We start from the raw sequence: 26328 nt of genomic DNA, 5'->3' as shown, positions 1-26328 counted from the left end.
ACATGAAGGCGCTGGTCTATGAAGGGCCGCGGACAGTCGCCGTGCGCGATGTCCCTCGCCCCAAAACCAAAGGGGTCCGTCTGCGGCTGCACTACTGCGGCGTCTGCGGGACGGACATCGGCATCTACGCGGGCAGCCACCCGCGTGCGCAGGCACCGCTGATCCTTGGTCACGAGTTCATCGGCGAGGTGATCGAGGATCACGCCGGATTCACCAAGGGCCAGCGGGTCACCGCTTTCCCCCTGATCTCCTGCGGCGCCTGCCATCCCTGCCGGACCGGCAGCCCGCATGTCTGCGCCAACCTGCGCCTTCTTGGCATCGACTGTGACGGCGGCATGGCCGAGGAAATGACCGTCGCGCCCGAGCTACTGGTCCCGGTTCCCGACCATGTCCCGGACGAGCTCGCGGCGCTGATCGAGCCGGTCGCGGTCTGCCTGCGGGTCGCGGACCGAGCCGGGGTCACCATGGGCGACACCTGCGTCGTCACCGGCGCGGGGCCGATCGGGCTCATCACCGCGTTGATGTTGCGCCACGCCGGCGCCGGGCGCATCCTCATCTCGGACATCGCGCCGGGACGGCTGCGACTTGCCGAGGAACTGGGGTTCGAGCCCGTGAATGCCCGTGCGGAGACACTTGCCGCGGCGGTGGCCGCGGCCACCGACGGCGACGGCGCCGACGTGCTGGTGGAATGCTCCGGCGCGGCGCCTGCGGCGCTCGAGATGACGCGGCTCGTGCGCACCGGCGGCACGATCTGCCTCGCTTCGCTGTTCAAGGCCCCGACCCCGGTCGCGCTGCTCGACATGAGCTTCAAGGAGCTGAGGCTCGTCGGGTCACGGGTCTACACGCGTGAGGAATTCCGCCGCGCCACGGCGCTTGTTGCGCAGCTCGAGACGCCGCTGGCGAAACTGATCACCCTGATCGTGCCGCTCAGCGACGCGGGCGATGTCTTCGAGCTGGCCACGGATCCAGAGGCCGGCATGGTGAAGGTGCTGGTCGATTGCCGGGGCTGACCCCGAGGGTCCGAGATCCCCCTGCAAGACAGGCGCCTGCGGGAAGATGCCTCCGGGCAACGTCCCGCGTTCCTCGCCAACCCTGTCCAGCGCGACGCCCGGCGCGGCCTCAGGCCGTCAGCGCCCGCGTGGCCCGGAAGACCACCTCGACGCCGCGCGCCAGCTGGTCGTAGTCGGTCCATTCCTCGGGCGTGTGTGACACGCCGTCCCGGCTTGGCACGAAAATCAGCCCGACCGGAGCGATCTTCGACAGGACCATGGCGTCATGCCCGGCGCCGCTCGGCATCGGGCGCCAGGCGAAACCGCAGTCCTCGGCTGCGGCGATCAGCGCGCCGCGGATCTCCTCCGACATCGGGGTTTCCGGCACCGCGAGAAGCTCTTCGGTCCCGACCGCGTAGCCGACCGCCTCCAGCGAGGCGAGCCTTGTGCGAAGCGCCGACTTGATCTCGTCGACCGTCCCGACCCTGTCGGCCCGCACGTCGACGCTGAAGATGGCGGTCTCGGGAATGACGTTGGCGCCGCCGGGATGCACGTCGATCTGGCCGACCGTGACAACCGCGCGGGGGTCGATGGCCGCGCAGAGGCCCGGCAGCTCGGCGATGACCCCGGCCGCGGCCACGAGCGCGTCGCGGCGGCCGGCCATCGGAGTGGTGCCGGCATGTCCCGCGGCACCGGCAATCCGCACCTCGAGCTGCGACAGCGCCACGATCGAGGTCACGATGCCCACGGCGTCACCGGTCTGTTCAAGCACCGGTCCCTGCTCGATGTGCAGCTCGAGAAAGGCGTGGATGCCTCCCTCGGGGATCGCAGCGGCCCCCGCCTCCTGCAGCGCGAGACCGAACCCCGACATCGCCTCGCCAAGGGAGACACCTTCGCTGTCGCACATGGGCGCGAGCGCCTCCGGGCCGAGCTGGCCGGTCAGGATGCGCGAGCCGAGCAGGCCGCCGCCGAAGCGGCCGCCCTCCTCCTCGATCATCGCGATCACTTCGAGCGGGCGGCGCGGCGTCACGCCAAGCTGCTGCATGCAGAACGCCGTTTCGATCGCCGCGACGACCCCGGCGGGCCCGTCGAAGGCGCCGCCGTTGGGCACGCTGTCGATATGCGAGCCGACCAGCACCGGGGCAAGCGACGGATCGCCCCCCTCGAGCCGCCCGACGAGATTGCCGACGCTGTCAATCCGCGTACTCAGTCCCGCCTCCTGCATCCGGCCCGCGAGGTAATCCAGCGCCGCGCGGTGCTGCGCGCTGTAGGTCAGCCGGGTGGTACCGCGGCCCGGGGTGGCGGTGAAGGCGGCCACCGCCTCGATCATCTCGCGGATGCGCCCCTCGCTGACGTGCAGCGCCATCACAGCAGCCCCGCGAAGATACCGGCCAACAGCACCGAGACGATGGTCACCGTGACGAAACCGGCGACCAGCATCGGCGGCAGCATGTGGGCGGAGAGCACCTCGCGTTCGTCTTCCTGGTCGGACAGCGCGTTCACCACCTCGTTGGTGATCACGTAGTCGGCGGGGAAGCCGTAAAGCGCGGTCAGCGAGCAGGCGAAGGCCATCGCTGGCGTGCTGCCCAGCAGCTTTCCGGCGATGAAGGAGAAAACGTACATGCCGGCGATGCCGATGAGGATCGCGCCGAACATCGGGCCCGCGAGATCGAGCAGCATCTCGGGCGTCGCGCGGTTCAGCCCGCCGAGGATGAACAGCATCAGCACCATGATCACGAAGCCGAAGGAGTTCGCGAGCTGCAGCGGCTGGCGCTCGAGGAAGCCGACCGAGGCGGCGATGACCCCCGCCACGAGGCACAGCACGAAGGGGCTGATCTCGAAATAGGGCTTCACCAGCTCGGACACGCCCCAAGCAAGGAAGGCGACGAGGCCCAGCCGGAACAGCTTGAAGTAGACGGTGTTGTATTCTGCCGGCAGGTTGCGGAACAGCGCGGGCACCGCGGCGCCCTGCGCGCTCTCGACCTGTGTCACCTTGGCCGCGCCGGCCCATTTGCCGCTGCGGTAGAGGCCCAGCACGCGGCGTCCCTCACGCTGGAGCATCCACGACGTCAGCGGGTAGCCGATGAAGCCCTGCATGACATAGATCAGGATGGCGAGCACCGCGAGGCTCTCGAAGCCCGCCTTGGACGCGGCCTCGGACATGATCAGCGACGAGACCACCCCACCGGTCAGCGGCGGTGTCACGACGACGAGGGTTTCGAAATCGAGGAAGAGCCGCCCGACGGTGAACAGCATGGCGGCGATCCCGGCGATCCCGAGGAGCGCGATGACCACCGTGCGCCACTGCCGCCTCAGTTCCTTGAGCGAGAGCAGCGTGCCCATATTGGTGATCAGCAGGAACATCGACAGGTAGACGACCGGCGTTCCGAACCCGGCGACCTGCACGATATCGGCGGGGAAGAACGTCCAGTAGCCGACAAGGAACAGGACGGCGCAGACGAAGATCGACGGCAGCCGCGAGCGGGTTCTCGTGGCAGCGACGTCGCCGACGAAGAGGATCAACGTCAGCACGGCAAAGGCGGCAAGTTGGGGCATTCGGGTCTCGCTTGGAATCTTGAAATGCAACGGTTGACGGATCGTTACATCCAAGTGGATGTAATTTGCAAGCTGTGCTATGTTTCGGTATGCCGCCGCGAAATATTGCAACCTCGTGGGGCGCTGGGTACCACGGAGACCTTTCGACACCGCCACGGCGAGGACAGCTTGCGATACGAAACCCACGACATCCTGCGCGAGACCTTCACGTCCGATCTGCGCTATCTGATGGCGGTGAGCCACATCGTCCTTGCGAACAACCAGGTGTCCAACCGGTTCTTCGAGAAGACCTACCGCATGCCGGTGCATGCTTGGTCGGCGCTTTACGCGGTGGTGCGATTTCCCGGCCTGCTCGCGAAGGACATCCCGCTGCTGTTCCCGCGACCGCAGAATTCGGTCAGCCGCGCGGTCTCGATGTTGCGCGAACGTGGCTGGATCACCGTCGAGACCAGCGACGAGGACACGCGGGCCCGACTGCTCTACCCGACCGATGAAGGGCGGCGCGTGCTTGAAGGGATCGAGACGCAGGTCCTGAAGCGCCAGGAAGAGATCTTCAGCGTGCTGTCACAGGAAGAGCGCGATCAGTTCCTGGAACTGTGCCGCAAGCTGATCCTCGGTGGTGGTCTTTCAATCTCCGAGGCGCTGTCACCCGACGATGCCTGAAGGTGGGGGCCCGCGAAGCTGGGCCGATATGGCGCCGGGCCCTCTCGACGCACAGGAGCTGATCCCCTGCGTCCGGCTGCTGGTCCGACGGGTCGCGGTTGGGATCGATCCGCACGCGTGGCGGGACAGGTGGTGGAGGTGACGCTCGACCATCCCCCGACCGGGTTTGGCGTCAGCCACACGGTACCCCATCCCGCGCGCCGCCGCATCGCGCGCGCCCGGACCTGGATCGACTATAGGGTCGAGACGCTTCCGGCGCTTGCCAGCGATGGGTGAAAACGGCGGCATGCCGGACGGCACCGATACGAATGGCACAGCGCGCGAGACCTGCAGGAGGGCTTTTTGCCTGACCTCCGCTGACGCCCCCCCTCATAGGTTTCATCCTGCCACCTTGGCCTTGGGCGTCTGCGCCATGTTATAAGCGGCTTGGTTCCGTTCAATGTCGTCGCAGTTCAGCGCCGACCATTCGCAGAGCGCAAAGAGCGGCCCGACCAGGGTCTCGCCCAGGGGTGTCAGCCTGTACTCGACCTGCGGGGGCGTCTTGTCGGCGAAGACCTCTCGCTGGACGAGCCCGTCGCGTTCCAATGCGCGCAGCGTGACGGTCAGCATGCGTTGCGAAATCGTCTCGATTTCACGGCGCAACTGATTGTAGCGCTTGGGTTTCTCCGACAGGACCAGCACCGTCAGCGCCGCCCACTTGTTGCCAACCTGCGAGAGGATCGGCGAGATCCGGTTGCAATCCCCGGGTACAGACATGTGCCCTAGCTTCACGAACGTGCCTCCTTGTGCCGTTATTTTCGCATCCCTATCCATTCTAACGTACAAAGAGTAACCGCACACCAGGAGAATAATAGATGTGTGACCTTTGCCGCTCTGCCCGCCCGAACCGGCGCTCCTTCCTCAAGCTTGCCACTGCCAGCGCAGCGTCGGCCGCCGTATTGCCGGCCTTCCTGTCCAGCCCCGCCGCCGCACAGACGCTTCCCGAGGGTGTCGGCGCGCAAGGGCGCCGCACGCTGATCCGCGGCGGCCACGTCATGAGCATGGACCCGCAGGTGGGGGACTTCGAGCGGGGAGACGTACTGCTCGAAGGCAGCCGGATCGTCGAGATCGCGCCGCGCATCGAGGCGCCCGATGCCGCGGTGATCGAGGCTGAAGGCAGGATCGTCATGCCCGGCTTCATCGACACGCATCACCACCAGTTCGAGACGGCGCTGCGGTCTTTCCTGCCGAACGGGATTATGTATGCCACGCCGGACCGCGACGGCGCCCCGAACTACCTCGACGACATTCTCGGGAAGTTTGCCCCGGCCTATCGCCCGGAAGATGTCTACATTTCCGAGCTTTTTGGTGGCATCAGTCAGCTCGACGCCGGGGTCACCACGGTCCACGATGTCTCGCAAATCCACCATTCTCCCGCCCATTCCGACGCGGCGATCAGGGGGCTGCGCGAGGCGGGGCGCCGGGGCGTCTTCGGCTACTTCGAAGGTCAGGGCGCCGATGCGCAGTATCCGCAGGACGCGCGGCGCATCCGCGACGCGTATTTCAGCTCGGACGATCAGCTGCTGACGATGGTCATGGGGGGCGAGGCCTATCTGCCGCATGTCGATCCGCTGGATCTGTGGACGCTGGGGCAGGAGCTCGATCTGCCTATCGCGCTGCATGTGGTCGGCAGCCTCGGCATGCGCGAGACGATGGACCGGCTCATCCCGCATTTCACCGACCGACATCTGTTCATCCACATGACCGGGATGAGCGACGCCGCCTGGGAGCGCACCCGCGAGGTCGGCGCACATGTGTCGCTTTCGGTGCCGATCGAGATGCAGATGCGCCACGGCATGCCGCCGATCCAGAAGGCGCTCGACATGGGCATCGCGCCGTCCCTGTCGGTGGACGTCGAATGCACCATGACCGCCGACTTCTTCACCCAGATGCGCAGCGCCATGACGCTTCAGCGCGCCTTCGCAAATCAGGCCGCGCTGGACGGAGACGAGACGGCCCCGACTCTGCTGACCGCGCGGGACGTGCTGGAATTCGCCACGATCAATGGCGCCAAGGACCTCTGGCTTGATCACAAGGTGGGCAGTCTGACCCCGGGCAAGGAAGCCGACATCCTCTTGCTGGATGCCGAGGCCCTGAACGTCGCGCCGCTGAACAATGCACCGGGGGCGGTGGTGACCCTGATGGAGCGATCGAACGTCGAGACCGTGCTTGTCGCTGGGCAGATCAAGAAGTGGAAGGGCGAGATGGTCGGTTTCGACGTTCCTGCCCTGCGCGATCAGATCACCCGCTCCCGGGATTACCTGTTCGAGGCCGCTGGCGTCGAACACGCGCTTTTCGACTGAGCGTCTGACGCGCAAGGCACGGCGGCGGCGATTGAATCATCGCCGCCGTTCACCGCGGATCGGAAGGTTGGGCCGACTTCCGGAAAGCGTTCTATGGGGCAGTTGAGCCGGGGACCATGGATGCGCCCGAGACCTTTGGCCCGGGGTCTGGCGCGCGGGTGCAGGCTCCCGGACAAATTGAAGACAGACACGTCCTCCACTTCTATATAGAAGTGGTTGACTCACCCTCTGCACACGACTACTCAGTGCCGAGGGAAGGAGACCGCAATGTCATCACTGGACCGACTGGAAGAAGACAGCCGCCTGCCGGCCTACCTGCGCCTGCGCGACCGGATCGCCGCGCGCATCGCCGCCGGCGAATGGTCGACCGAAGACGCCCTGCCCTCTGAAAACGCGCTTGCCCGCGATTCTGGCTTTTCGGTCGGCACCGTGCGCAAGGCGCTGCAGCAGCTGGTCTCCGAGGGGCTGCTCGAGCGCCGCCAGGGCGCCGGCACCTTCCTGCGCAAACCCGCGTTTGAGCCGACGCTGTTCCGTTTCTTCGCGCTGCAGGGCGAAGACCGCGCCCAGAGCATCCCGGTGAGTCGGCTGATTGCCCGCAGCGTGCAGAACGCGCCCGCCGAGATTGCCGCCGTGCTGGGCTCGGGCGACTGCATCCGCATCGACCGCCTGCGCCTGCTGCAGGACACGCCGATCCTGACCGAGGAGATCTGGCTGCCCCGCGCGCGCTTCGACGGCATCGAGATGGTTGCCGAGGCCGAGATCGGGCCGCTGCTCTACCCCTATTACCTTGAGCGTTTCGGCGTCTTTGTCGCCCATGCCGAGGACGAGGTGAGCTTTGCCAAGCCCCCCGCCGCCATTTCCAAGCGCCTGCGCCTTGCCGCCGGCGAGTTCGTCGCGGTGATCGAGCGCACGGCCTTCGCCCTTGACGGCAGCGCGATCGAGTGGCGCCGCGCCATGGGGCCGGCGCGCAGCTTCCGCTACCGAAGTCGCATCGGCTGATCCCGATCCTGGCCCGGCACGCCACGCGCCGGACCTCCCCATAGGGCTCGAGCGCGACCACTCCGCGCTCGCCCGATTTCCCGGCCCCCTCCACGGAGCCCTCCCCTCCCTTGCAGGAGCGGGGCCGGGACGTCTTGCCCCACGAACAGAAGGACCCGGCATGACCTCCAGCCCCCCGCTCTCCGGCATCGACACCCATGCGCATATCTTTGACCCGCGCGCGCTGATGGCGCCCGGACGCCGCTATGCACCGAGCTACACGGCGACCGTCGAGGCCTGGCTGGGGCACATGGAGCGCGCGGGTGTCAGTCACGGAGTGCTGGTCCAGCCAAGCTTCTACGGCACCGACAACCATCTGCTCGCCGAGGCCCTCGCGGCGTATCCGCAGCGGCTGCGCGGCATCGCCGTGCTCGACCCGGCGGTCGCGGAACGCAGGCTGGCCGAGATGAATGCGCAGGGCTTCGTCGGGGCGCGGCTCAACCTCGTCGGCAAGTACCTCGAGGACTACACCAGCCGAGAATGGCAGCGCTTTTTCCACCGCCTTGCCGAAATCGGCTGGCAGGTGGAGATCCAGCGCGCCTTCGAGGACTTCGCGCAGCTTCTTCCCGCCATCTCACGCGCCGGCTGCGCCGTGATGATCGACCACTTCGGCCTGCCGCAGGGCGGAATCGACGCCGCGAACCCCGCCCATGCCGCCACACTCGACATGCTGCGGCAGACGCCCAATGCCTGGGTCAAGCTCTCGGCCCCCTATCGCAGCGGTCAGGACGCGGCGCGGGCTTCTGCCTCGCTCGCACATCTGCGCGCCGCCTGCGACGGCTTGAGCCGCTTCGTCTGGGGCAGCGACTGGCCGCACACCCAGCATGAGACGGCCGCCAGCTATGCCCAGCAGGTCGCGCGCCTCGAGCAGTTGCTCCCCGATCCGGACGATCGGCGCCGCGTGCTGGTCGAAAATCCGGCGGCGCTCTTCCGCTTCACCTGACACCGCCCCGAGACAAGGGAGGACACCATGAGTCTCATCACCGTGCTGGCCATCGTTCTGGCCATCATCCTCGGCTACAAGACCCGTATCAACATCGGGCTTTTCGCCATTGCCTTCGCCTATCTCATCGGTGCCTTCCTGATGGGTCTGAAGCCCTCCGAGATCATCGCCATGTGGCCGCTGAAGATCTTCTTCGTGATCTTCTCGGTGTGTCTCTTCTACAGCTTCGCCATGGTCAACGGCACGCTCGAGAAGCTGGCGGGCCACCTCCTCTATGCCTGCCGCGGCGCCCCCTGGCTGCTGCCTTACGCGGTCTTCATGACGGCGACGGTGATCGCGGCGATGGGCGCGGGCTATTACACCGTGTTGGCCTTCATGGCGCCGATCACCCTGCTGCTCTGCCGGCGCACCGGCATGGACCTCATTCTCGGCGGCATGGCGGTGAACTACGGCGCGCTCGGCGGCGCCAACTTCATGTCGAGCCAGTCCGGCATCATCTTCCGCGGGCTGATGACCAACGCCGGGATCGATGCCAACACCGCCTTCGTCAACAGCGTCGCGATCTTCGCCGCGACCTTCCTGCTGCCGGTGGTGGTGATCACGCTGATGCTCCTCGTGACGGGCAAACACCGCGGGCTGCAGGGCGAGATGCAGATCGACAAGCCCGCGCCGCTCGAACCCAAGCAGCGCCAGACGCTCTGGCTGACGCTGGCGATGATGGCGATCGTGCTGGCCGCGCCGCTCGCGCATCTGGCCCTGCCCGGAAACGAGACCGCCGCCTTCATCAACTCGAAGATCGACATCGGCCTTATCGCCAGCGTGTTCTCGGTCATCGCGCTGATGCTGAAGCTCGGCGACGAGCGCAAGGCCATCGCGTCGCTTCCCTGGCCGACGCTGATCATGATCTGCGGCATGGGCATGCTGATCGCCGTGGCCATCAAGGCCGGCACCATCGACCAGCTCGCGGCCTGGATCGGCGGCACGATCCCGCCCGTGCTGGTGCCGCTGAGCTTCGGCGTGGTGGCCGCGATCATGTCGCTCTTCGCCTCGACGCTGGGGGTGGTGACGCCGGCGCTCTTTCCCATGGTGCCGGCACTCGCGGCGCAGCTGGGCCTGAGCCCGATGCTGATGTTCACCGCCATCGTGGTCGGCGCGCAGGCGACATCGATTTCGCCCTTCTCCTCGGGCGGCAGCCTGATCCTTGGCTCGGCGCCGGATGCCGAGCTGCGCCACAGCCTTTTCACCCGGCTGCTGCTGCGCGCCGCGCCGCTCGGCTTCGTCGCGGCAATGCTGACGAACCTGACGCTGACCTTCCTAACCTGAGCTCGGGCGGCGAGGTCCAGCGCGCGGGCAAAGGAAAGCCGCGCCTGGACCTTAAAGCCGGAGATCGCGTCGGTCGCCCCGACCCCAACCGGCAGATCATGGCTGGCCAGGACCGCGGACCGCCACGGGAGAGAGAGGCACGCCTGCCGGTCGATTTGGGGAGCCGAAAGAGACCGGCCTCGACGCACGAACCCCTCGAAGTAAGGCAACCGGGAGCGATGCAAGTGCAGCCAGCGCGGCGTCTCCGGTGGCTAGAGATGCCGCACGAGGCGGAGCGCGTCGTAAATCGCCGCGTGGGTGTTGCGGCTCGAGATCGCGTCGCCGATCCGGAACAGCCGGAAGCTCCCGCCGGCATTGGGCGCCAGCGCCTGCGGTCTGCCGTCGATGAGCGCGTCGTAGTCCACCTCTCCCAGGTTCGAGCTTTGCGGTTTCAGCGCGAAGTAAAGCTCGTCCAGCGGCCGCGTGCCGGCGTTCACAACCACCTGGTCGACCAGACGGCTGCGCTTGGCCGCGCCGTAGTCGCTGCCGAGCGTGGCCCGCAGCTGGTTGCCATCACGCTCGACCGACTCCAGCCGCCATGTGACGGTGAAGGTCGTGTCGCGCATCTGCAGGTTGCGCATGTAGGGCACGAGGTTCATCGACATGACCTCGGCCGCGAGGTTGCGGTCCCAGCTGACGATCTCGACCTGCGCGCCGGCCTCCGAGATCAGGTCGGCCGCCATGAGCCCTGCGTGATCGCCCGCCTCGTCGAAGACCAGCACGGTCTGGCCGGGTTTGACGTCGCCCGACAGGATGTCCCAGGCCGAGACAACCAGCTCGTTGCCAGCGGTCAGAACCTCGGTGTGCGGCAGCCCGCCGGTCGCGAGGATCACCGCGTCGGGGGCGCTGCCGAGGACATCCTCCGCCTCGGCATAGGTGTTGAACTCGAACCGCACGCCCATCTTCAGGCATTGCTGGTAGCGCCAATCGATGATCGAGATCATCTCGCGGCGTCGCGGCTGCAGCGCGGTCAGGCGGATTTGCCCGCCCGGTTGGTCGGCGGCCTCGAAAACGGTTACGTCATGGCCGCGTTCGGCAGCGACCCGGGCAGCCTCGAGCCCGCCCGGCCCGGCGCCGACAACGGTGACGCGCTTTCGGTTCTGGGCCTTGGCGATGGCATGCGGCTGCTCCAGTTCGCGCCCGGTGGACGGGTTGTGCAGGCAGAGCGCCATGCCGCCCTGGTAGATGCGGTCGAGGCAATAGTTTGCCCCCACGCAGGGCCGGATATCCTCTTCGCGACCCTCGATGACCTTTCGCACAAGGTGCGCGTCCGCCATATGCGCGCGGACCATGCCGACCATGTCGAGCTTGCCCGAGGCGATGGCGTGGCGCGCGGTGGCGACATCGGGGATCTTGGCGGCATGGAAGGTTGGGAAATCCGTCGCCTTGCGGATCTCCCCGGCGAAATCGAGGTGCGGCGCGTTGCGCATGCCCTGGATCGGAATCAAGTCGGTCAGCCCCGCGTCGGTGTCGATATGGCCGCGCACGACGTTGAGGAAATCGACCAGCCCGCTCTGCTTCAGCTTGCGGCTGAGCTCGATGCCCTCGTCCGCAGTCAGCCCGCCCGGCAGGCATTGATCACCCGTGTAGCGCAGGCCGACGATGAAGGCCTCGCCGCAGCGCGCCCGGATCGCGCGCAGCACGTCCATGGTGAAGCGCATGCGGTTGTCGAGGCTGCCGCCGTAGTCGCCACCGAGGTCGTTGGTCTGCTCCGACCAGAACTGTTCGAGCAGATGGCCGTAGGCCTCGAGCTCGATGCCGTCGACCCCCGCGGCCTGCATCCGCTCGGCGGCATCGGCGAAATCGCCGATGATCCGGGCCATGTCCCAATCCTCGATCAGCTTCGGCGCGGCGCGGTGTGCAGGTTCGCGGTCAAATCCGGGCGCGACCACGGGCAGCCAGTCCGCCTTGTCCCAGCGGGTCCGGCGGCCAAGGTGCGAGAGCTGGATCATCACCGCCGCGCCATGATCGTGGCATTCGTCGACGAGCTGTTTCATCCACGGCACCACTTCGTCCTTCCAGGCGAGGATGTTGTTGAACACCGGCGGGCTGTCTTTGGAGATGCTGGCCGATCCGGCGGTCATGGTCATCGCCACACCCGCCTTCGCCCGCTCCACATGGTAGGCGCGGTAGCGCTCCTTGGGCAGACCGTCCTCGGGATATGCCGGCTCGTGGCTGGTGATCATGATCCTGTTGCGCAGGGTCAGGTGCTTGAGCTGATACGGCTGAAGGAGCGGATCGTTCGTCATCGGAGACCTCTGGGCAGGGGATGCGTCACGGGCATCTCAAGACATAATGTTCACATGTGTCAATTTAAAAATCATCATCGAACATTTTATGGCCCAGCTCCACCGCCATCTCGAAAAACCTGTCGCGGATGCACGCAAAATAGACAGAGGTATACAGTTTCTTGGACAGTCCGGCGGCACCCTGCTAAACACGCCTCATGAACAACGAGATTTCACCCGAACGCGGCTGGCGGGGCTCGCGCGAGCTCTGGCTCGGCGCGGCCACCGAGGCGTTGATCGAGGGCGGAATCGACGCGGTGAAGATCCTGCCGCTGGCGAAGAAGCTCGGCCTTTCGCGCACCAGTTTCTACTGGTTCTTCAAGGACCGCGAGGCCCTGCTCGAGGCGCTTCTCGCCCATTGGGAGGCGGTGACGACTCGCCCCCTGCTCACCGCGAGCCGCGAGTATGCCGCGACCGAGACCGAGGCGATGCTGAACCTCGTGAGCATCTTCCTTTCGGACGAAGGCTTTAACGCGCGGCTCGACAGCGCCGTACGCGCCTGGGGCCGACAGGACCCGGCGGTGTTGCCGAAGGTGCACGAGGCGGACGAGCAGCGCCGGCGCGCGCTCAAGGAGCTGCTGCAGCGCTGGGGGCATTCCGAGCCGGATGCGGATGTGCGGGCCTGGACCATCTACCTCGTGCAGATGGGCTATATCGCCCTGCAGCTCGAGGAGACGCTTGAGACGCGGCTCGCGCGCTTTCCCGACTACGTGCAGGTCTACACCAGCCGCTACCCCACCGACGAGGAAATGGCGCGCTTCAAGGCCCGGCTCGGCCTGAACCCGGAGTTTCCACGCTGATCGCCAAGATCAGCGCGGACGCTGCGTCATGGCATAAAATTCTTGAGCGGTTCTCTTCGCAGGGCAATTCTACTCAAGGGAGAATTTGGGAGGATATCCATGAAGCTGACCGCCATCACGCTGGCCCTTCTGGCAAGCGCGTCCTACGCCTATGCCGATCAGACGCCCGAGGAGTGCAGCGCGCTGCGCGACACGGTCTTCGACGGCGGCCATGTCACCTCGGCCCGGGTGATGAGCCCCGAGGGCCTGCCGCAGTATTGCGAGGTGCGGGCCACCGCCCTGCCCGCCATTTCCATCGAAGTGCGCCTGCCGCTCTCGGGCTGGAACGGCAAGTTCTACCAGGCGGGCTGCGGCGGCTTCTGCGGCATCCTCGGGCGGGCCGATGGTGGCGAGTCCTGGGTCAACGCCATGCGCCCGGGGCTCGAGCGCGGCTATGCCACCGCCACGTCGGACAGCGGCCACCACGCGCTCGCCGTCACCGAGGCGACCTGGGCGCAGGACAACCCCAACGCCGAGCGCGATTGGGGCTGGCGCTCGATCGGCGAGACCAACCGGATCGCGCAGGTGATGATCGATGCCTTCTACGGCGCGCCCTCGAGCCAGGCGATTTTCCAGGGCTGCTCGACCGGCGGGCGCATGGCGCATGTGGCGGCGCAGCGCTATCCCGAGATGTTCGACGGGATCATCTCGGGGGCTCCGGCGATGGATTACACCGGGCTCGTCGGCACGGCGATGTCTTGGACGCTTCAGGCCAATACCGCCGAGGACGGCAGCCAGATCCTCGGGCCTGACGAGGCCGCGACCATCGGCGCGGCGGTGATGCAGCAATGCGACGGCGCGGATGGCACCGAAGACGGGGTGATCGAAGATCCACGCGCCTGCGAGGTCGATTACTCCGGCCTCGGCCTCAGCAACCAGCAACTCGACACGTTGGCGAAATGGCGCGAGGGTCCGCGCAACGCGGCGGGCGAGCAGCTCTACCCGGGCGGCATTCCCGAGGGGTCGGAACCCTTCTGGTGGCTCTGGCTGACCGGCAACGCCGAGGGCGCCGGAAAGCTGGTCTCGGGCTTTGCGGGGGGCTTCACCCGCCACATGGCCTTTGCCGACGATCCGGGCACCGACTACTCGCCGCTGTCCTTCGATTTCGAGGCCGATCCGGCGCGCATGGCGACGGCGGCTTCGGTCTATAACGGCGACACCCCGGATCTCTCGGCCTTCCGCGCGGCGGGCGGAAAGATGATCGTCTACCACGGCTGGGCGGATTCCATCGTGACACCCTACAAGACCATGGAGTGGTACGACCAAGCGGCGGAACTTGCCGGTGGCGAGACCGCGCTGAACGAGAACGTGAAGCTCTTCATGGTACCGGGGCTCGATCATTGCGGCATCCTGCCCGGTCCGAACGGGGTGAACTGGTCCTCGCTCGATCCGATGACCCCGCTGGAGGCCTGGATGAACGAGGGCACCGCGCCGAGCTCAATCATGGTCGAGTGACCCTTCCGCCTCCTGCCCCGCGTCCTCGGCCCGGGCAGGAGGCTCCTCTCTGCCGCGCTCAGTCCACCATGCGGTGCTGCGGCGCGAAGACGCTGAGTTTCAGCCAGGTTTTCAGGCGGGTTTCCAACTCCGGCACGGCGTCGATCTGGATATGCCCCGCGTCGATCTCGTCGGGCAGCCGGGACAGGCCCATCCAGACCGAGGTCATCGCCCGCAGGTCGGCCGTCACGAGGATGTCGACCTCGTAGCCGGGGTCAAATTTGCACAGGTCGGTGTCGTCGGTGCCCACGACGAGCCACCAGTCGCGCAGGTTTTCCCCGATTTCCGGGTACAGAAACTGAATCGTGCAGCGCCGGTCGGGGCGCGGATCCGGGTCGAAATTCCGGCGGATGTCCCACATGAGAAGCGATGGGTCGAGGTTGCGCAGCGACAGGCGCGACTCGACCCAGCGCTGCCCCCAGTTGCCGATGCCCATCACGATCGGGCGCAGGTCCTCACCCGCCGGGGTGAGCTGGTATTCCTGTGTGCCGCGATCTGTCTGCACCGTGCGGATCACCCCGGCCAACTCCAATTCCTTGAGACGTTTGGACAAAAGGCTGGGCGACATCTTCGGAACGCCCTTGCGGATGTCGTTGAAGCGGGTCGATCCGCAGAGCAGTTCGCGCACGACAAGCGGCGTCCAGCGCGTGCAGAAGACCTCGGACGCCATCGAGATCGGGCAAAACTGCCCATAGAGGTTGGTGATCTCCATGCGAAGGATCATACACGAGCCGATTCATTTCCTGAACTATCGCTCTGTGTCGACTCTGTCATGCTCGTGGGACGACAGGGAATGAAAGGACCACGAGATGACCGAGATCGAGACCCTCGACCGCCCGGCGACGCGGGACTTCACCGCCATCGCCGAGGACTTCGCGGCCAGCTGCGGCAAGCACGCCATGGCCCGCGACGATGACGACAGCTTCGTTGCCGAGAACTACCGCAGGGCCAAGGAGGCCGGGCTCATCGACGCGGGCGTTCCGGCAGAACTGGGTGGTGGCGGCGCCGATGTCCGCGCCCTCTGCGACATGCTGCGCCGCGTGGCGCATGGATGCTCGTCCACCGCGCTGGCGCTGTCGATGCACACCCACCAGGTCGCCTTTCCCGCCTGGCGCTGGCACCACCAGCAAGCGACGCGGGACAAGACCGAGCCGTTGCTGAAAAGGATCGCTGCCGAGAAGCTCGTGCTGCTCTCCTCCGGCGGCGGCGACTGGATCGGTGGATCGGGCAAGGCCGAACCGGTCGAGGGCGGCTACCGGATCACCGCCCGCAAGATGTTCGTCTCGGGCGCGCCAGCCGGGGATCTGCTGATGACCAGCGCGATCTCACCCGAAGAGGGCGGCACGATCCTGCACTTCCCATGCCCCATGGCGGCACCCGAGGTCTCGGTGCTCGACACTTGGCACACGCTGGGGATGCGCGGCACGGGCAGCCACGACGTGATGATCGAGGGGCTCTTCGTGCCCGCCGAAAAAGTTGCTGTGAAACGTCCGCAGGGCAGGTGGCACCCAATTTTCTTCATGCTGGGCACGATCGCTTTTCCGATCATCTACGCGGTCTACCTCGGCGTCGCCGAGCGGGCGCGGGATCTCGCGGTGGAGATCGCCACGCGGCGCCCGGCCTCGCGCCTGCTGCGCGACCGTGCCGGGCGGATGGAGACAGCGCTCTGCAGCGCGCGGCTCGCCCACGCGCACATGGTCGCGACCTGCGAGTTGAACACGCCCGGCGCCAAGACGGTCGGGCAGGTGATGACCGGCCGCCGGCTGGTCGAGGAGAACGCGATCCGCACGGTCGAACTGGCCATGGAACTGGCGGGCGGCGCGGGCTTCTACCGCAAGGCGGAACTCGAGCGGCTGTTCCGCGACATCCAGGCCGCGCGCTACCACCCGCTGCAAAAGGAGATACAGTCTGAATACGTCGGCGCCCTCGCGCTCGGTCAGTCGATCGACGAGATCTTCTGAACCGCCTCCCAGCCCCTCGCGGCGTTGACGGGCCGCGGCGCCCTCCGGACACCTCCCCGGGGGCGCCGCGCGCTGCCCGGCGGCAGAGCGCCTGTGCTATACTGCGCCGCATCGATGCTCTGACGACAGGAGGAGGCGATGGGCATGGAAAAGCAAGACGCTGCCACGGGCCAGATCACGGCAGAGGCGGCGCGGGTCTACGAATCGTTCTTCGTTCCGGCGCTCTTCGGGCAATTTGCCCCTTGGCTGGTCGAGGCGGCGGGCATCCGGGGCGGCGGCCGGGTACTCGATGTGGCGACGGGCACCGGCGTCGTGGCCCGGGCGGCGCTCAAGCGCGGCGCGAGCGTGAGCGCGGTGGACATCAACGAGGGCATGCTGACGGTGGCCCGTGAGCTGGAGCCGCATGTGAACTTTCAGCGCGCGCCGGCCGAGGCGCTGCCCTTCGACGACAATGCCTTCGACGCGGTGACCTGCCAGTTCGCGCTGATGTTCTTCGAGGACCGCGTGCAGGCGCTGCGCGAGATGCGGCGGGTCTGCCATCCGGGCGGGCATGTGGCGGTCTCGGTCTTCGATGCCTGGGAGGAGTCGCCGGGCTACCGCGATCTCATTCCCCTGCTTGGCGAGATCATGGGCGAGGAGGCGGCGGAGGCGCTCAAGGCGCCTTTCTGCCTCGGCGATCCGGCGGAGCTCGCGGCCCTGCTCGACGAGGCGGGGCTCGGCGCCGCGCAGCGCATCCACAAGACCGGGCAGATCCGCCACAGCTCGCTCGAGGCCTGGCTCGACACGGAAATCGGCGGCTGGACGCTGGCCAGCATGGCAACGCCGGAGATCATGACGGCTCTCAAGGCAGCGGCGGAGACAAGGCTCGGCCAGTATCGCAACGCCGACGGCACTGTGTCCTTCGAGGCGCCAGCGGTCTTTGCCACAGCCGAAGTGAAACCCTGAGGTGAGTGCCGCAAGACCTTGATCAAAATCATGGACTCGCGCTGCCTTGCGGGCGAGGCTGGCCGGGACGGATGCCGCGCGTGTCCAGAACGGGAGAGGGTGGCATGCTGGCAATGCTCAAGGGTCTGGCGGGTCTGGCGGTGCTGCTGCCGTTCGGTCTCAAGTCCTGTGACGGACCGCCCGCCGACGTGGCGCTTGGCCAGTTGATGCGCGAGCGCGTGCTGCTGACCGCCACCGCCAACGAGCTCATCACCGATCTGCCCATCGCCGAGGGCAGCGCGGTGAAGGCGGGCGACGTGCTGGTCCACCTCGACGACAGCCTGCAGCAGGCGCAGGTGGCGGTGGCGCAGGCGCAGCTCGCCGAGGCGGAGGCCGATCTCGAGCGGATGCGCACCGGTGCCCGCCCCGAGGAATTCGCCATCGCCGAGGCGCGGGTCGAGGGGGCCCGCGCGGTCTACCAGGAGGCGCAGGCCAGCTACGAGCGCAACGCCCGGCTGGTCGAGACCGGCACAGTCACCGCCGCCCGGCTGGACGAGGTGGTGGCGCAGCGCAACTCGGCGCTGGCCGAGCTGACCAGCGCCGAGCAGTCGCTGCAAGAGCTGCGGATCGGCGCCCGCGCCGAGGACATCCGCATCGCCGAGGCGCATGTGACCGCCGCCGAGGCGCAGGTCACCGCAGAGCGGACCCGGCTGGACAATCTGACCATCCGCGCCTCGCGCGACGGGCTGCTCGACAGCCTGCCGTGGAACCGCGGCGAGCGGGTGCCCCTCGGCAGCCCTGTTGCGGTGCTGCTGACCGGCGACCGACCCTACGCGCGCATCTATGTGCCCGAAGCCGCCCGCGCCAGGCTGGCCATCGGCGATCCGGTCTCGATCAGCCTGGACGGAAACAGCGAGGTCTACCAGGGCACCCTGCGTTGGATCAGCAACGAGCCTGCCTTCACGCCTTATTACGCGCTCAACCAGGAGCAGCGCAGTCGGCTGGTCTACCCGGCCGAGGTGGCGCTTCCCCAAGCGGCGGCAGAGCTGCCAGCGGGGCTTCCGGTCTCGGCACATCTGCCATGAGCGAGGCCATCGCCCAGACCTTCGGGCTCACCCGGCGTTTCGGCGACAAGCTAGCGGTGGACGGGCTCAATCTCGCGATCCCCAAGGGCGTGGTCTATGGGCTTCTCGGGCCCAATGGCTCGGGCAAGACCACTGCGATGCGGATGCTGACCGGGCTTCTGACGCCCTCGTCGGGCCATGCAGAAGTTCTCGGCGCGCGCCTGCCCGGCGAGGCCGAGGCGGTGAAGCGGCGGATCGGCTACATGACGCAGGGCTTCACCTACTACCGCGACCTGACCGTGCTGGAGAACCTGCGCTTCATCGCCGAGATCCACGATCTTCCCACGCGCCGCAAACGCCAGCGCATCGACGAGCTGATGGACACCTACACGCTGCGCGAGCAGGCGAACGTGCTGGCCGGGGCGCTGAGCGGCGGCCAGCGCCAGCGCCTCGCGCTTGCGGCAACGGTGATGCACGAGCCTGAGTTGCTGTTCCTCGACGAGCCGACGGCCGCGGTCGATCCCGAGTCCCGCCGCGCCTTCTGGGAGCAGCTCTTCGATCTCGTCGATGCCGGCACCACGATGATCGTCTCGACCCACCTGATGGACGAGGCCGAGCGGTGCCACCGGATCGCGATCCTCGACCGCGGACGAAAATGCGCCGACGGCACCCCGCGCGCGCTGATGGACCGGATCGCCGGGCGGGCGGTGGAAGTGGAGTCCGCGGATCCCCGCCGCATCGGGCGAGCGATCTCGGGGCGAGAGGGGATCGTGTCGGTGGCGCAAATCGGCGAACGTTTGCGGGTTTTGGTGGCCGAGGGCACCGGCGATCCCGAGGCGCTGGTGAGAACGGCGCTCACAGGTCACCCCGACACCAGGGTGCGGGCGATCTTTCCCAATCTCGAGGACGTCTTCGTGCTGGCAACCCACGGACAAGACCGATGATCTCCGGCCGTCGCATCCTCGCCATCCTGCGCAAGGAACTGCTGCAGCTGCGGCGCGACCGGATGACCTTTGGTATGATCGTGATGACCCCGCTGATCCAGCTGGTGCTCTTCGGCTACGCGATCAACACGGAGATCCGCCACATTCCCGCTGTGCTGGTCGACCAGAGCGAGAGCAGCCTCAGCCGCAGCCTCGTGCAGATGGTCGAGGCGACGCAGGTGGTGCGCTTCGAGCAGCGCGTCGCCACCGTCGCCGAAGCCGAACGCGCCATCGTCCGCGCCGAGGTCCGTGCCGCCTTCATCATTCCGGAGGACGTGGCGCAGAGACTGGTGCGCAGCCCGGCGATCGGCAGCCGTTTCGCCGACGGACTGCAGCAGGTCGGGGCCCGGCCCATCGCGCAATGGGTGGCGGACGGGTCGGACACGCTGGTCGCCGCGGCGATCCGCTCGCTGCGCTCCATGCCGCTCGGCGAGATGTTCCGCGAGTCCAGCAATACCGCCACGCCGACCTTCGAGGTCACGCTCTTCTACAACCCCGAGCAGCGCTCGGTGGTGAACATCGTGCCGGGGCTGGTGGGCATCATCCTGACCATGACGATGATCATGTTCACCTCGGCGGCGATCGTCCGGGAGAGCGAGCGCGGCAATATGGAGATGCTGATCACCACACCGATCCGCCCGGTCGAGATCATGATCGGCAAGATCATCCCCTATGTCGGCATCGGCCTTGTCCAGGTGGGGATTATCCTCGGTCTGGGCGCGCTGCTCTTTTCGGTGACCGTCGCCGGATCGCTCTGGGTGCTGCTGCTGGTGACGCTGCTCTTCATCGTCGCCAGCCTGTCGCTGGGGCTGGTGCTCTCGACTCTGGCCAGCAACCAGCTGCAGGCCATGCAGATGACGGTCTTTGTGCTGATGCCGTCGATCCTGCTCTCGGGCTTCATGTTCCCCTACGAGGGCATGCCCCGCGGCGCGCAGCTGATCGCCGACCTGCTGCCCGCGACCCACTTCATGCGGATCATCCGCGGCGTGGTGCTGCGCGATGCAGGGCTCATCGATCTGCTCCCCGACAGCCTCTGGCTGCTCGGCTTCGCGCTGCTGGGGTTGGGGCTGGCCTCGCTGCGGTTCCGCAAGCGGCTCGACTGATCCGGCCACCCGCGCACAGGGCCTGCGCTTGGGCAAACAGCCGCCCGGCTTGCGGGCCCTGCCCCCGAATGACTAGCTATGGCTCAAACGGGCCCGGCAGAGGGGGCTTTCCGCTGCCGCCGCAGCCCAAGGAGTATCGCTATGAAGAAGATCGGCTTCCTGTCCTTCGGACATTGGTCCCCGCAACGCGGCTCGGCCACCCGCACCGCCTCGGACGCGCTGCTGCAGGCCATCGACCTGTCGGTCGCCGCCGAGGAGCTGGGGCTCGACGGCGCCTATTTCCGCGTCCACCACTTCGCCCGCCAGCACGCCAGCCCCTTCCCGCTGCTCGCCGCCGTCGGCGCGCGGACCAAGAAGATCGAGATCGGCACCGGCGTCATCGACATGCGCTACGAGAACCCGCTCTACATGGCTGAGGATGCCGGCGCCGCCGACCTCATCAGCCAGGGACGGCTGCAGCTCGGCATCAGCCGCGGCAGCCCCGAGCAGGTGGTCGAGGGCTGGCGCTACTTCGGCTATGCCCCGGAGGAGGGCGAGACGGATGCGGACCTTGGCCGCCGCCACGCGCAGGTCTTCCTGCAGATGCTCGAGGGCCACGGCTTTGCCGAGCCGAACTCGCGCCCGATGTTCCCCAACCCGCCGGGCAAACTGCGGCTCGAGCCGCACTCCGAGGGGTTGAAGGATCGCATCTGGTGGGGCGCAGGCTCCAACAAGACCGCCGAATGGGCCGCCATGCTGGGGATGAACCTGCAAAGCTCGACGCTCAAGGATGACGAGACCGGCGAGCCCTTCCACATCCAGCAGGCGCAGCAGATCCGCGCCTACCGCGAGGCGTGGAAATCGGCGGGCCATGCGCGCAAGCCGCGGGTCTCGGTCAGCCGCTCGATCTTTGCCATCACCAGTGACGAGGACCGGATGTACTTCGGCTCCGGCGGCAAGGAAAAGGACTCGGTGGGCTTCATCGAGCAACAGCGCTCGATCTTCGGCCGCTCCTATGCCGACGAGCCCGACAAGCTGATCGAGCAGTTGAAGGCCGACGAGGGCATCAGGGAAGCCGACACGCTGTTGCTGACCATCCCGAACTCGCTGGGGGTCGATTACAACGCCCATGTGATCGAGAATATCCTGAGCCACGTGGCCCCCGCCCTCGGCTGGCGCTGAGCCGCATTCCACCGCATCGCCCGGACCTAACGCCGGGCGATGCAGGCAGAACTGCCCCCCTCCCCTCTCCCCTGCGCACCCAAGTCTGCGAAATCCCGCCCCAAGGGTGCGGCACCGACGCGCGCATCCCGGATTTCCGGTGCGGAACCTCTCACATTCGCGTGCGAATACCGCTAAGGCGTCGCCCAGAGAGAGTCTTCCCAGGAGAGAGCAATGTCATACTTCCCCCGATGGCGCGTCGGCACGGGTCAGGTGATCATGCCGGACGAGCGCCTGCCCGGCGCGGCCTCGGTTCCGATGGGCATCCAGCACCTGCTGGCCATGTCCGGCTCGACCATCGTCGCCCCGATCCTGATGGGCTTCGATCCCAATGTCGCGGTCTTCTTCTCGGGCATCGGCACGCTGCTCTTCTTCATCATCACCGCGGGCCGTGTGCCGAGCTACCTCGGCTCCTCCTTCGCCTTCATCGCGGTGGTGCTGGCGGTGCTGGGACAGGAGGGCGCGACCATCGCCCATGCGCTCGGCGGGATCATCGCTTGCGGCGCGCTTTACGCGCTGATCGGCCTGATCGTCATGGCAGTCGGCTACGGATGGGTGGAAAAGCTGATGCCCCCCGTCGTGACCGGCACCATCGGCATCGCCATCGGCCTCAACCTCGCGCCGGTCGCCGTGGACCAGTTCAACGCCTTCGGCTCCCCCACCCCCGCGCATCTGACCATCGCGCTGCTGACGGTGCTCTGTATGGCGATGGTCTCCTGCTACGGCCCCTCGGGCACGCGGCGGCTGTCGGTCCTGCTGGCGCTGGTCTTCGGTTACGCGCTGGTGCTGCTGCTGGGCAATGGGCTGGGGATCATGCCGGGCATCGACTTCTCTGCGGTCGGCACGGCGGATTGGTTCGGCCTGCCACGGTTCCAGACGCCCGAGTTCCACTGGTCCGCGATCACCCTCATTGCCCCGGTCGCCATCGTGCTGGTCGCCGAGAACCTCGGTCACATCAAGGCGCTGGGGGCGATCACCGGCAAGGACATGGATCCCTACATCGGCCGCGGCTTCTTCGCCGACGGGCTGGCGACCATGGTCGCGGGCTCGGGCGGCGGCACGGGTGTCACCACCTACGCCGAGAACATCGGCGTCATGGCAATGACCAAGGTCTACTCGACGCTGGTCTTCGTGATCGCCGCTATCGTTGCGATCTGCCTCGGGCTCTCGCCTAAGTTCGGCGCGCTGCTGCAGACGATCCCGGCGCCGGTGCTGGCGGGTCTGTCGGTCGCGGTCTTCGGGCTCATCGCCTCGGCCATGGCGCGAATCTGGATCGAGAACCGGGTGGATTTCTCGGATCCGCGCAACCTCTTCACCGCAGGCATCGCGCTGATTTTCGGCGCCGGGGACTTCACGCTGCACCTCGGCGATTTCGCGCTTGGCGGTATCGGCACGTCTACGCTGGCGGCGCTGCTGCTCTATCAGCTGCTCGGGATCGGTCGCAAAGCGTGACCGTCGACAAGAAAACAGACGGCCCCCACCGCCCACGGTGGGGGCCTTTTGCGGGGGCTTTCGGAACCGCGCCCCCGCAAGTGCCCAAAAATCAGGCAAGCCAGCGCGGGCCCATACCTGCTTGATCCGACGCCCCGCTTATCCACAGCTCCATCCCCCGCCGATGGGGAGAACTCCCGCGCTCCGCGACGGTGACAGCGGCGCGGAAGGGTCAGCCGTGCCGCGCGATATACTGCTCGATCCGCGCCACCTCTTCGTCGGACCCGAAGATCAGCGGGCAGAACCCATGCGGCGTCTCGGGCGTCAGCTCGAGGATCCGCCGCCGTCCGTCGCTCGCGCGGCCCCCGGCCTGCTCGACCATGAAGGCGATCGGCACGGCCTCGTAGGCGAGCCGCAGCCGCCCCTGCTCGTAGCCCTTGCGCCCGTCCTGTGGGTAGAGAAAGGCGCCGCCCTTGAGCATGATCCGGTGCAAATCGCCCACCGCCGCCGCCAGCCAGCGCATGTTGTAGGTCTTGCCCAGCGGGCCGTCCTTTCCGGCGCGCATGTCCTGCGCGTAGGCCTGCAGTCCCGGAGCCCAGTGCCGCTCGTTCGAGGCGTTGACGGCGATCATCGAGGTGGTCGGCCTGAGGCGGATGTTCTCGGCGGTGATGCGGAAATCCCCGGCACGGCGATCGAGCGTGGCGATATGCACGCCGTCGCCCAGCGACCAGGCGAAATCCACAGAATGGCCAAAGCAGGCATAGCCCGCCGCCACCGCCTCGGAGCCCGGGCGGCGGAAGCTGCCATCCCCGGCGGGGTAGATCACGAAAAGCATGCCCAAGAGCGCGCAAATGCCGATCGAGCCGGACCCGTCGATTGGATCCATGGCCACATCGAACGCCCCGTCGGGATCAAGCGTCACCACCGCCTCGGCCTCTTCCGACAGAACGTGGCGGACGTTGCAGCCCGCAAGGGCCTTCACCATGTGCTCATGCGCGCCGACGTCGAGCGCCTTCTGCGCATCGCCGCTTTCGTTGTCGCCGACGATCTGCGCCGGATCGCCGGTCAGAAGACCCTCGGCCAGCCGGTCCGCGATAGCAGGGAGCGCCTCGGCGATATGCCGCACGATGCGCGCGGCGCCGTCATCTGCCAGCCGCATGTGCAGCGCGTCTCCGCGGGGCGGGTGGTCGTTCGGGAGAGTCAACATGATGGGTCGTCCTGTGGGTTTCCGCGCGCTCTGCGCTTGCCTTGCCGATTTAGCGCCCCGCGGCCGCCGAGGAAATGCCGCGCGTCAGGCCCCGGTGCCAAAGGTACTTCCCGTATGACGCACCACCACACTGCCTCTCGAAGGGACGCGCGGCCGCTGTGACCCGGCCGTGACGTCACCTGCGGCACCTGCCACGGCAAATCACAACGCCAGCCAGGGGCGCCCTGCCTGCGAAAGCCCCACCGAACGGCAGATGGTGCATGGTAGCGGAGAATTCCGCCGTGAGATCAGACGGCTGTCAGCCCCGGCGCAGCGCCAGCGCCTCGACCTCGACAAGGAATTCCGGGCGGGTGAACCCAGAGACGATCATCAGCGTCGAGGCTGGCTTCACCTCGAGATCGGCGCAGGCGCGGTCGCGGGCGGCCATGTAGCCCTGCATGTCCTCGCGCCGGGTGACAAAGGCCGAGAAGCGCAGCACGTCCGAGAAATCCAGCCCGTCCTCGGCGAGGATTGCCCGCACCGCCTCGAAGCAGAAATCGGCCTGCGCCTCGACACCGTCCGGGATCGTGCCGTCGGGGCGCAGCGCCAGCTGGCCCGAGGTCACCACCACCGGACCGGCGGCGATGCCGTGCGAATACTGGCCGAAGGGCGCGGCGATGCTCTTGGGGGCAAGCGGTTTCATCGGGTCCGTCCTTCGTCTTTCAGTCCGGCGCGGGCAAGAAAGAGCTGCACCGCCTCCGCCGCGATGCGCTCGAAATCCATCTCGGCTCCGGGATCAACGCCCAGCACGCGGCGGCTCTGGAGTTCGTAATCGGCATAGTGCTGGGTCACCGCCCAGATGTTCATCATGAAGAGCAGCGGGTCGACCGGGGTCATCCGCCCCTCGTCGACCCAGCGCTGGATCACCGCCGTCGCCTCGCGCACCGAGGCGTGCAACCCCTCCCATTTACCGCCCATCTCGGGCGCGCCACGCCCAAGTTCCTGCAGGAACAGCCGCGAGGCTTCGGGGCAGTCGAGCGCCAGCCGCAGCTTGAGCCGCACGTAACCGGTGATCACCTCGGCAGGATCGTCGGACTCGCCCACGAAGAAGATGTCGCGCCACTGCCCGATGATGCCATCGAGCACCTCGCGGTAGAGGTCCTCTTTCGAGGTGATGTAGTAATGCAGCTGCGCCTTGGTGATCCCCGCGGCCTTGGCAAGCTGCTGGGTCGAGGTGCCCGAAAGACCGGTGCTGGCAAATTCGCGTAGCGCCGCCTCGCGGATGGCGTCGTGGATTTCCTTACGCTTCAGACGTGCGGCGCTCATCGCTCTTCCTCTGGGTTGCCGGTTCGCCGAACCGCGACATGCGGGTACCGACCTTCGCGAGAAAGGCCTTCAGGTCCCGTGGTTTGCGGTGGTTCATGTCGTGTAGCTGCAACCATGTCACGCGGCAACGCGGGTGAAACAAGACACGGTAGCCCCGCGCCAGCATCGAGCGCCCGGGATCGCGGATCAGCCGCAGCCACCACCAGGGCGAGCCCGAGGTGGTGATCACCGCAAAATGGCGGATGTTCTGCAACCTGCCGGTGGCACGCATCTTGGTGGCGCTGGCGACCTCGAAGGCGACGCCGGGCAGCCAGACCCGCTCCATCCAGCCCTTGAGGATGGCGGGCGGGCCGTACATCCATGTGGGATAGACAAACACCAGCCCCTCGGCCCGGCGCAGCGCCGCGACATGCGGCGCCACGCGGGCGATCAGCCGATCGGTGTCCGGTATGTAGTCGGCCCAATCCTCGGCAGAGAGAACCGGATCGAAGTTCTCGGCGTAAAGGTCGATCACCTCGACCTTGTGCCCGGCCCGCAAGAGGCTCTCGCGGGCCGCGGCGAGAAGGGCGGCGCCATAGCTTTCCCGGCACGGGTGAGCAAAAACGATCAGGACGCGCATGGTACCGCCTCTCCGGC

The 26328-nt window shown here is 67.2% G+C and carries 24 protein-coding genes; 15 read left to right on the top strand and 9 right to left on the bottom strand.

What is annotated here, in order from left to right:
- Positions 1–2 precede the first annotated feature (2 nt).
- Positions 3–1010 carry a zinc-binding dehydrogenase gene (locus tag G0D83_RS29040; RefSeq protein ID WP_164197969.1) on the top strand — a complete coding sequence of 336 codons (1008 nt, stop codon included), beginning with the start codon at positions 3–5 and terminating at the stop codon, positions 1008–1010.
- A 109-nt stretch (positions 1011–1119) separates the two neighbouring features.
- Here the strand turns inward: G0D83_RS29040 and G0D83_RS29035 are convergent, their stop codons facing one another.
- Both G0D83_RS29035 and G0D83_RS29030 read right to left on the bottom strand, forming a co-directional pair.
- Positions 1120–2355 (bottom strand): Zn-dependent hydrolase, encoded by a 1236-nt coding sequence (locus G0D83_RS29035; protein WP_164197967.1) that lies wholly within the window; start codon positions 2353–2355, stop codon positions 1120–1122.
- On the bottom strand, positions 2355–3545 hold the full coding sequence (locus tag G0D83_RS29030; RefSeq protein WP_164197965.1) for a hypothetical protein: 1191 nt from the start codon (positions 3543–3545) through the stop codon (positions 2355–2357). The genes G0D83_RS29035 and G0D83_RS29030 overlap by 1 nt, the downstream gene beginning before the upstream one ends.
- Positions 3546–3569: 24 nt before the next feature.
- On the opposite strand from G0D83_RS29030, the gene G0D83_RS29025 reads away from it, so the two are divergent.
- On the top strand, positions 3570–4208 hold the full coding sequence (locus tag G0D83_RS29025; protein ID WP_235940342.1) for a MarR family winged helix-turn-helix transcriptional regulator: 639 nt from the start codon (positions 3570–3572) through the stop codon (positions 4206–4208).
- A gap of 378 nt (positions 4209–4586) precedes the next feature.
- Here the strand turns inward: G0D83_RS29025 and G0D83_RS29020 are convergent, their stop codons facing one another.
- On the bottom strand, positions 4587–4979 hold the full coding sequence (locus G0D83_RS29020) for a helix-turn-helix domain-containing protein (protein ID WP_164197963.1): 393 nt from the start codon (positions 4977–4979) through the stop codon (positions 4587–4589).
- Positions 4980–5062: 83 nt separating this feature from the next.
- On the opposite strand from G0D83_RS29020, the gene G0D83_RS29015 reads away from it, so the two are divergent.
- The 4 genes from G0D83_RS29015 (at position 5063) to G0D83_RS29000 (ending at position 9854) form a co-directional block, all read left to right on the top strand.
- Entirely contained in the window at positions 5063–6550 is a 1488-nt protein-coding gene (locus G0D83_RS29015) for an amidohydrolase family protein (RefSeq protein ID WP_164197961.1), read from the top strand.
- A 267-nt stretch (positions 6551–6817) separates the two neighbouring features.
- Positions 6818–7549 (top strand): GntR family transcriptional regulator, encoded by a 732-nt coding sequence (locus G0D83_RS29010; RefSeq protein WP_164197959.1) that lies wholly within the window; start codon positions 6818–6820, stop codon positions 7547–7549.
- Positions 7550–7709: 160 nt separating this feature from the next.
- Positions 7710–8531: an amidohydrolase gene (locus G0D83_RS29005; protein ID WP_164197958.1), complete on the top strand. Its 822-nt coding sequence runs from the start codon at positions 7710–7712 to the stop codon at positions 8529–8531.
- Between the two features lie 27 nt (positions 8532–8558).
- Positions 8559–9854 carry an SLC13 family permease gene (locus G0D83_RS29000; RefSeq protein WP_164197956.1) on the top strand — a complete coding sequence of 432 codons (1296 nt, stop codon included), beginning with the start codon at positions 8559–8561 and terminating at the stop codon, positions 9852–9854.
- A gap of 251 nt (positions 9855–10105) precedes the next feature.
- On the opposite strand, the gene G0D83_RS28995 is transcribed toward G0D83_RS29000, so the two are convergent.
- Positions 10106–12142, bottom strand: coding sequence for an NADH:flavin oxidoreductase (locus G0D83_RS28995; protein ID WP_164197955.1), 2037 nt, complete (start codon positions 12140–12142; stop codon positions 10106–10108).
- Between the two features lie 197 nt (positions 12143–12339).
- Here G0D83_RS28995 and G0D83_RS28990 point away from each other — a divergent pair, with 197 nt between their 5' ends.
- Positions 12340–12981, top strand: coding sequence for a TetR/AcrR family transcriptional regulator (locus tag G0D83_RS28990; protein WP_164197953.1), 642 nt, complete (start codon positions 12340–12342; stop codon positions 12979–12981).
- A gap of 99 nt (positions 12982–13080) precedes the next feature.
- Positions 13081–14475 (top strand): tannase/feruloyl esterase family alpha/beta hydrolase, encoded by a 1395-nt coding sequence (locus tag G0D83_RS28985; RefSeq protein WP_164197951.1) that lies wholly within the window; start codon positions 13081–13083, stop codon positions 14473–14475.
- 58 nt (positions 14476–14533) lie between these two features.
- Here the strand turns inward: G0D83_RS28985 and G0D83_RS28980 are convergent, their stop codons facing one another.
- The gene (locus tag G0D83_RS28980) at positions 14534–15226 is read right to left on the bottom strand and encodes a helix-turn-helix domain-containing protein (protein WP_193989099.1); all 693 of its coding nucleotides are present in this window, start codon (positions 15224–15226) and stop codon (positions 14534–14536) included.
- 97 nt (positions 15227–15323) lie between these two features.
- On the opposite strand from G0D83_RS28980, the gene G0D83_RS28975 reads away from it, so the two are divergent.
- The 7 genes from G0D83_RS28975 to G0D83_RS28945 all read left to right on the top strand — a co-directional run bounded on the left by G0D83_RS28975 (position 15324) and on the right by G0D83_RS28945 (position 23201).
- Positions 15324–16475 carry an acyl-CoA dehydrogenase family protein gene (locus G0D83_RS28975; RefSeq protein ID WP_164197949.1) on the top strand — a complete coding sequence of 384 codons (1152 nt, stop codon included), beginning with the start codon at positions 15324–15326 and terminating at the stop codon, positions 16473–16475.
- A gap of 144 nt (positions 16476–16619) precedes the next feature.
- A complete protein-coding gene (locus tag G0D83_RS28970) occupies positions 16620–17420 on the top strand; it encodes a class I SAM-dependent methyltransferase (protein ID WP_164197948.1) in 801 nt (266 codons plus the stop codon).
- A 104-nt stretch (positions 17421–17524) separates the two neighbouring features.
- A complete protein-coding gene (locus G0D83_RS28965) occupies positions 17525–18484 on the top strand; it encodes an HlyD family secretion protein (RefSeq protein WP_235940344.1) in 960 nt (319 codons plus the stop codon).
- Positions 18481–19407 carry an ABC transporter ATP-binding protein gene (locus G0D83_RS28960; RefSeq protein WP_164197947.1) on the top strand — a complete coding sequence of 309 codons (927 nt, stop codon included), beginning with the start codon at positions 18481–18483 and terminating at the stop codon, positions 19405–19407. The genes G0D83_RS28965 and G0D83_RS28960 overlap by 4 nt, the downstream gene beginning before the upstream one ends.
- Complete coding sequence (locus G0D83_RS28955) at positions 19404–20549, top strand: ABC transporter permease (protein WP_164197945.1); 1146 nt, start codon at positions 19404–19406, stop codon at positions 20547–20549. Before G0D83_RS28960 ends, G0D83_RS28955 begins: the two co-directional genes overlap by 4 nt.
- A 141-nt stretch (positions 20550–20690) precedes the next feature.
- Positions 20691–21710 carry an LLM class flavin-dependent oxidoreductase gene (locus tag G0D83_RS28950; RefSeq protein ID WP_164197943.1) on the top strand — a complete coding sequence of 340 codons (1020 nt, stop codon included), beginning with the start codon at positions 20691–20693 and terminating at the stop codon, positions 21708–21710.
- Between the two features lie 213 nt (positions 21711–21923).
- Entirely contained in the window at positions 21924–23201 is a 1278-nt protein-coding gene (locus G0D83_RS28945) for a solute carrier family 23 protein (protein WP_164197942.1), read from the top strand.
- Between the two features lie 211 nt (positions 23202–23412).
- Here the strand turns inward: G0D83_RS28945 and G0D83_RS28940 are convergent, their stop codons facing one another.
- From G0D83_RS28940 to G0D83_RS28925, 4 genes are all read right to left on the bottom strand, one after another.
- On the bottom strand, positions 23413–24387 hold the full coding sequence (locus G0D83_RS28940; RefSeq protein ID WP_164197940.1) for a class 1 fructose-bisphosphatase: 975 nt from the start codon (positions 24385–24387) through the stop codon (positions 23413–23415).
- Positions 24388–24685: 298 nt separating this feature from the next.
- On the bottom strand, positions 24686–25069 hold the full coding sequence (locus G0D83_RS28935; protein WP_164197938.1) for a RidA family protein: 384 nt from the start codon (positions 25067–25069) through the stop codon (positions 24686–24688).
- Positions 25066–25692: a TetR family transcriptional regulator C-terminal domain-containing protein gene (locus tag G0D83_RS28930; protein WP_108970211.1), complete on the bottom strand. Its 627-nt coding sequence runs from the start codon at positions 25690–25692 to the stop codon at positions 25066–25068. The genes G0D83_RS28935 and G0D83_RS28930 overlap by 4 nt, the downstream gene beginning before the upstream one ends.
- The gene (locus G0D83_RS28925; RefSeq protein ID WP_164197936.1) at positions 25667–26311 is read right to left on the bottom strand and encodes an NAD(P)H-dependent oxidoreductase; all 645 of its coding nucleotides are present in this window, start codon (positions 26309–26311) and stop codon (positions 25667–25669) included. Before G0D83_RS28925 ends, G0D83_RS28930 begins: the two co-directional genes overlap by 26 nt.
- Between the last annotated feature and the right edge of the window lie 17 nt (positions 26312–26328).

The organism is Salipiger sp. PrR003 (genome assembly GCF_010500785.1).
Lineage (GTDB): Bacteria > Pseudomonadota > Alphaproteobacteria > Rhodobacterales > Rhodobacteraceae > Salipiger > Salipiger pacificus_A.
This window is presented reverse-complemented; position numbering and strand designations above follow the sequence as displayed.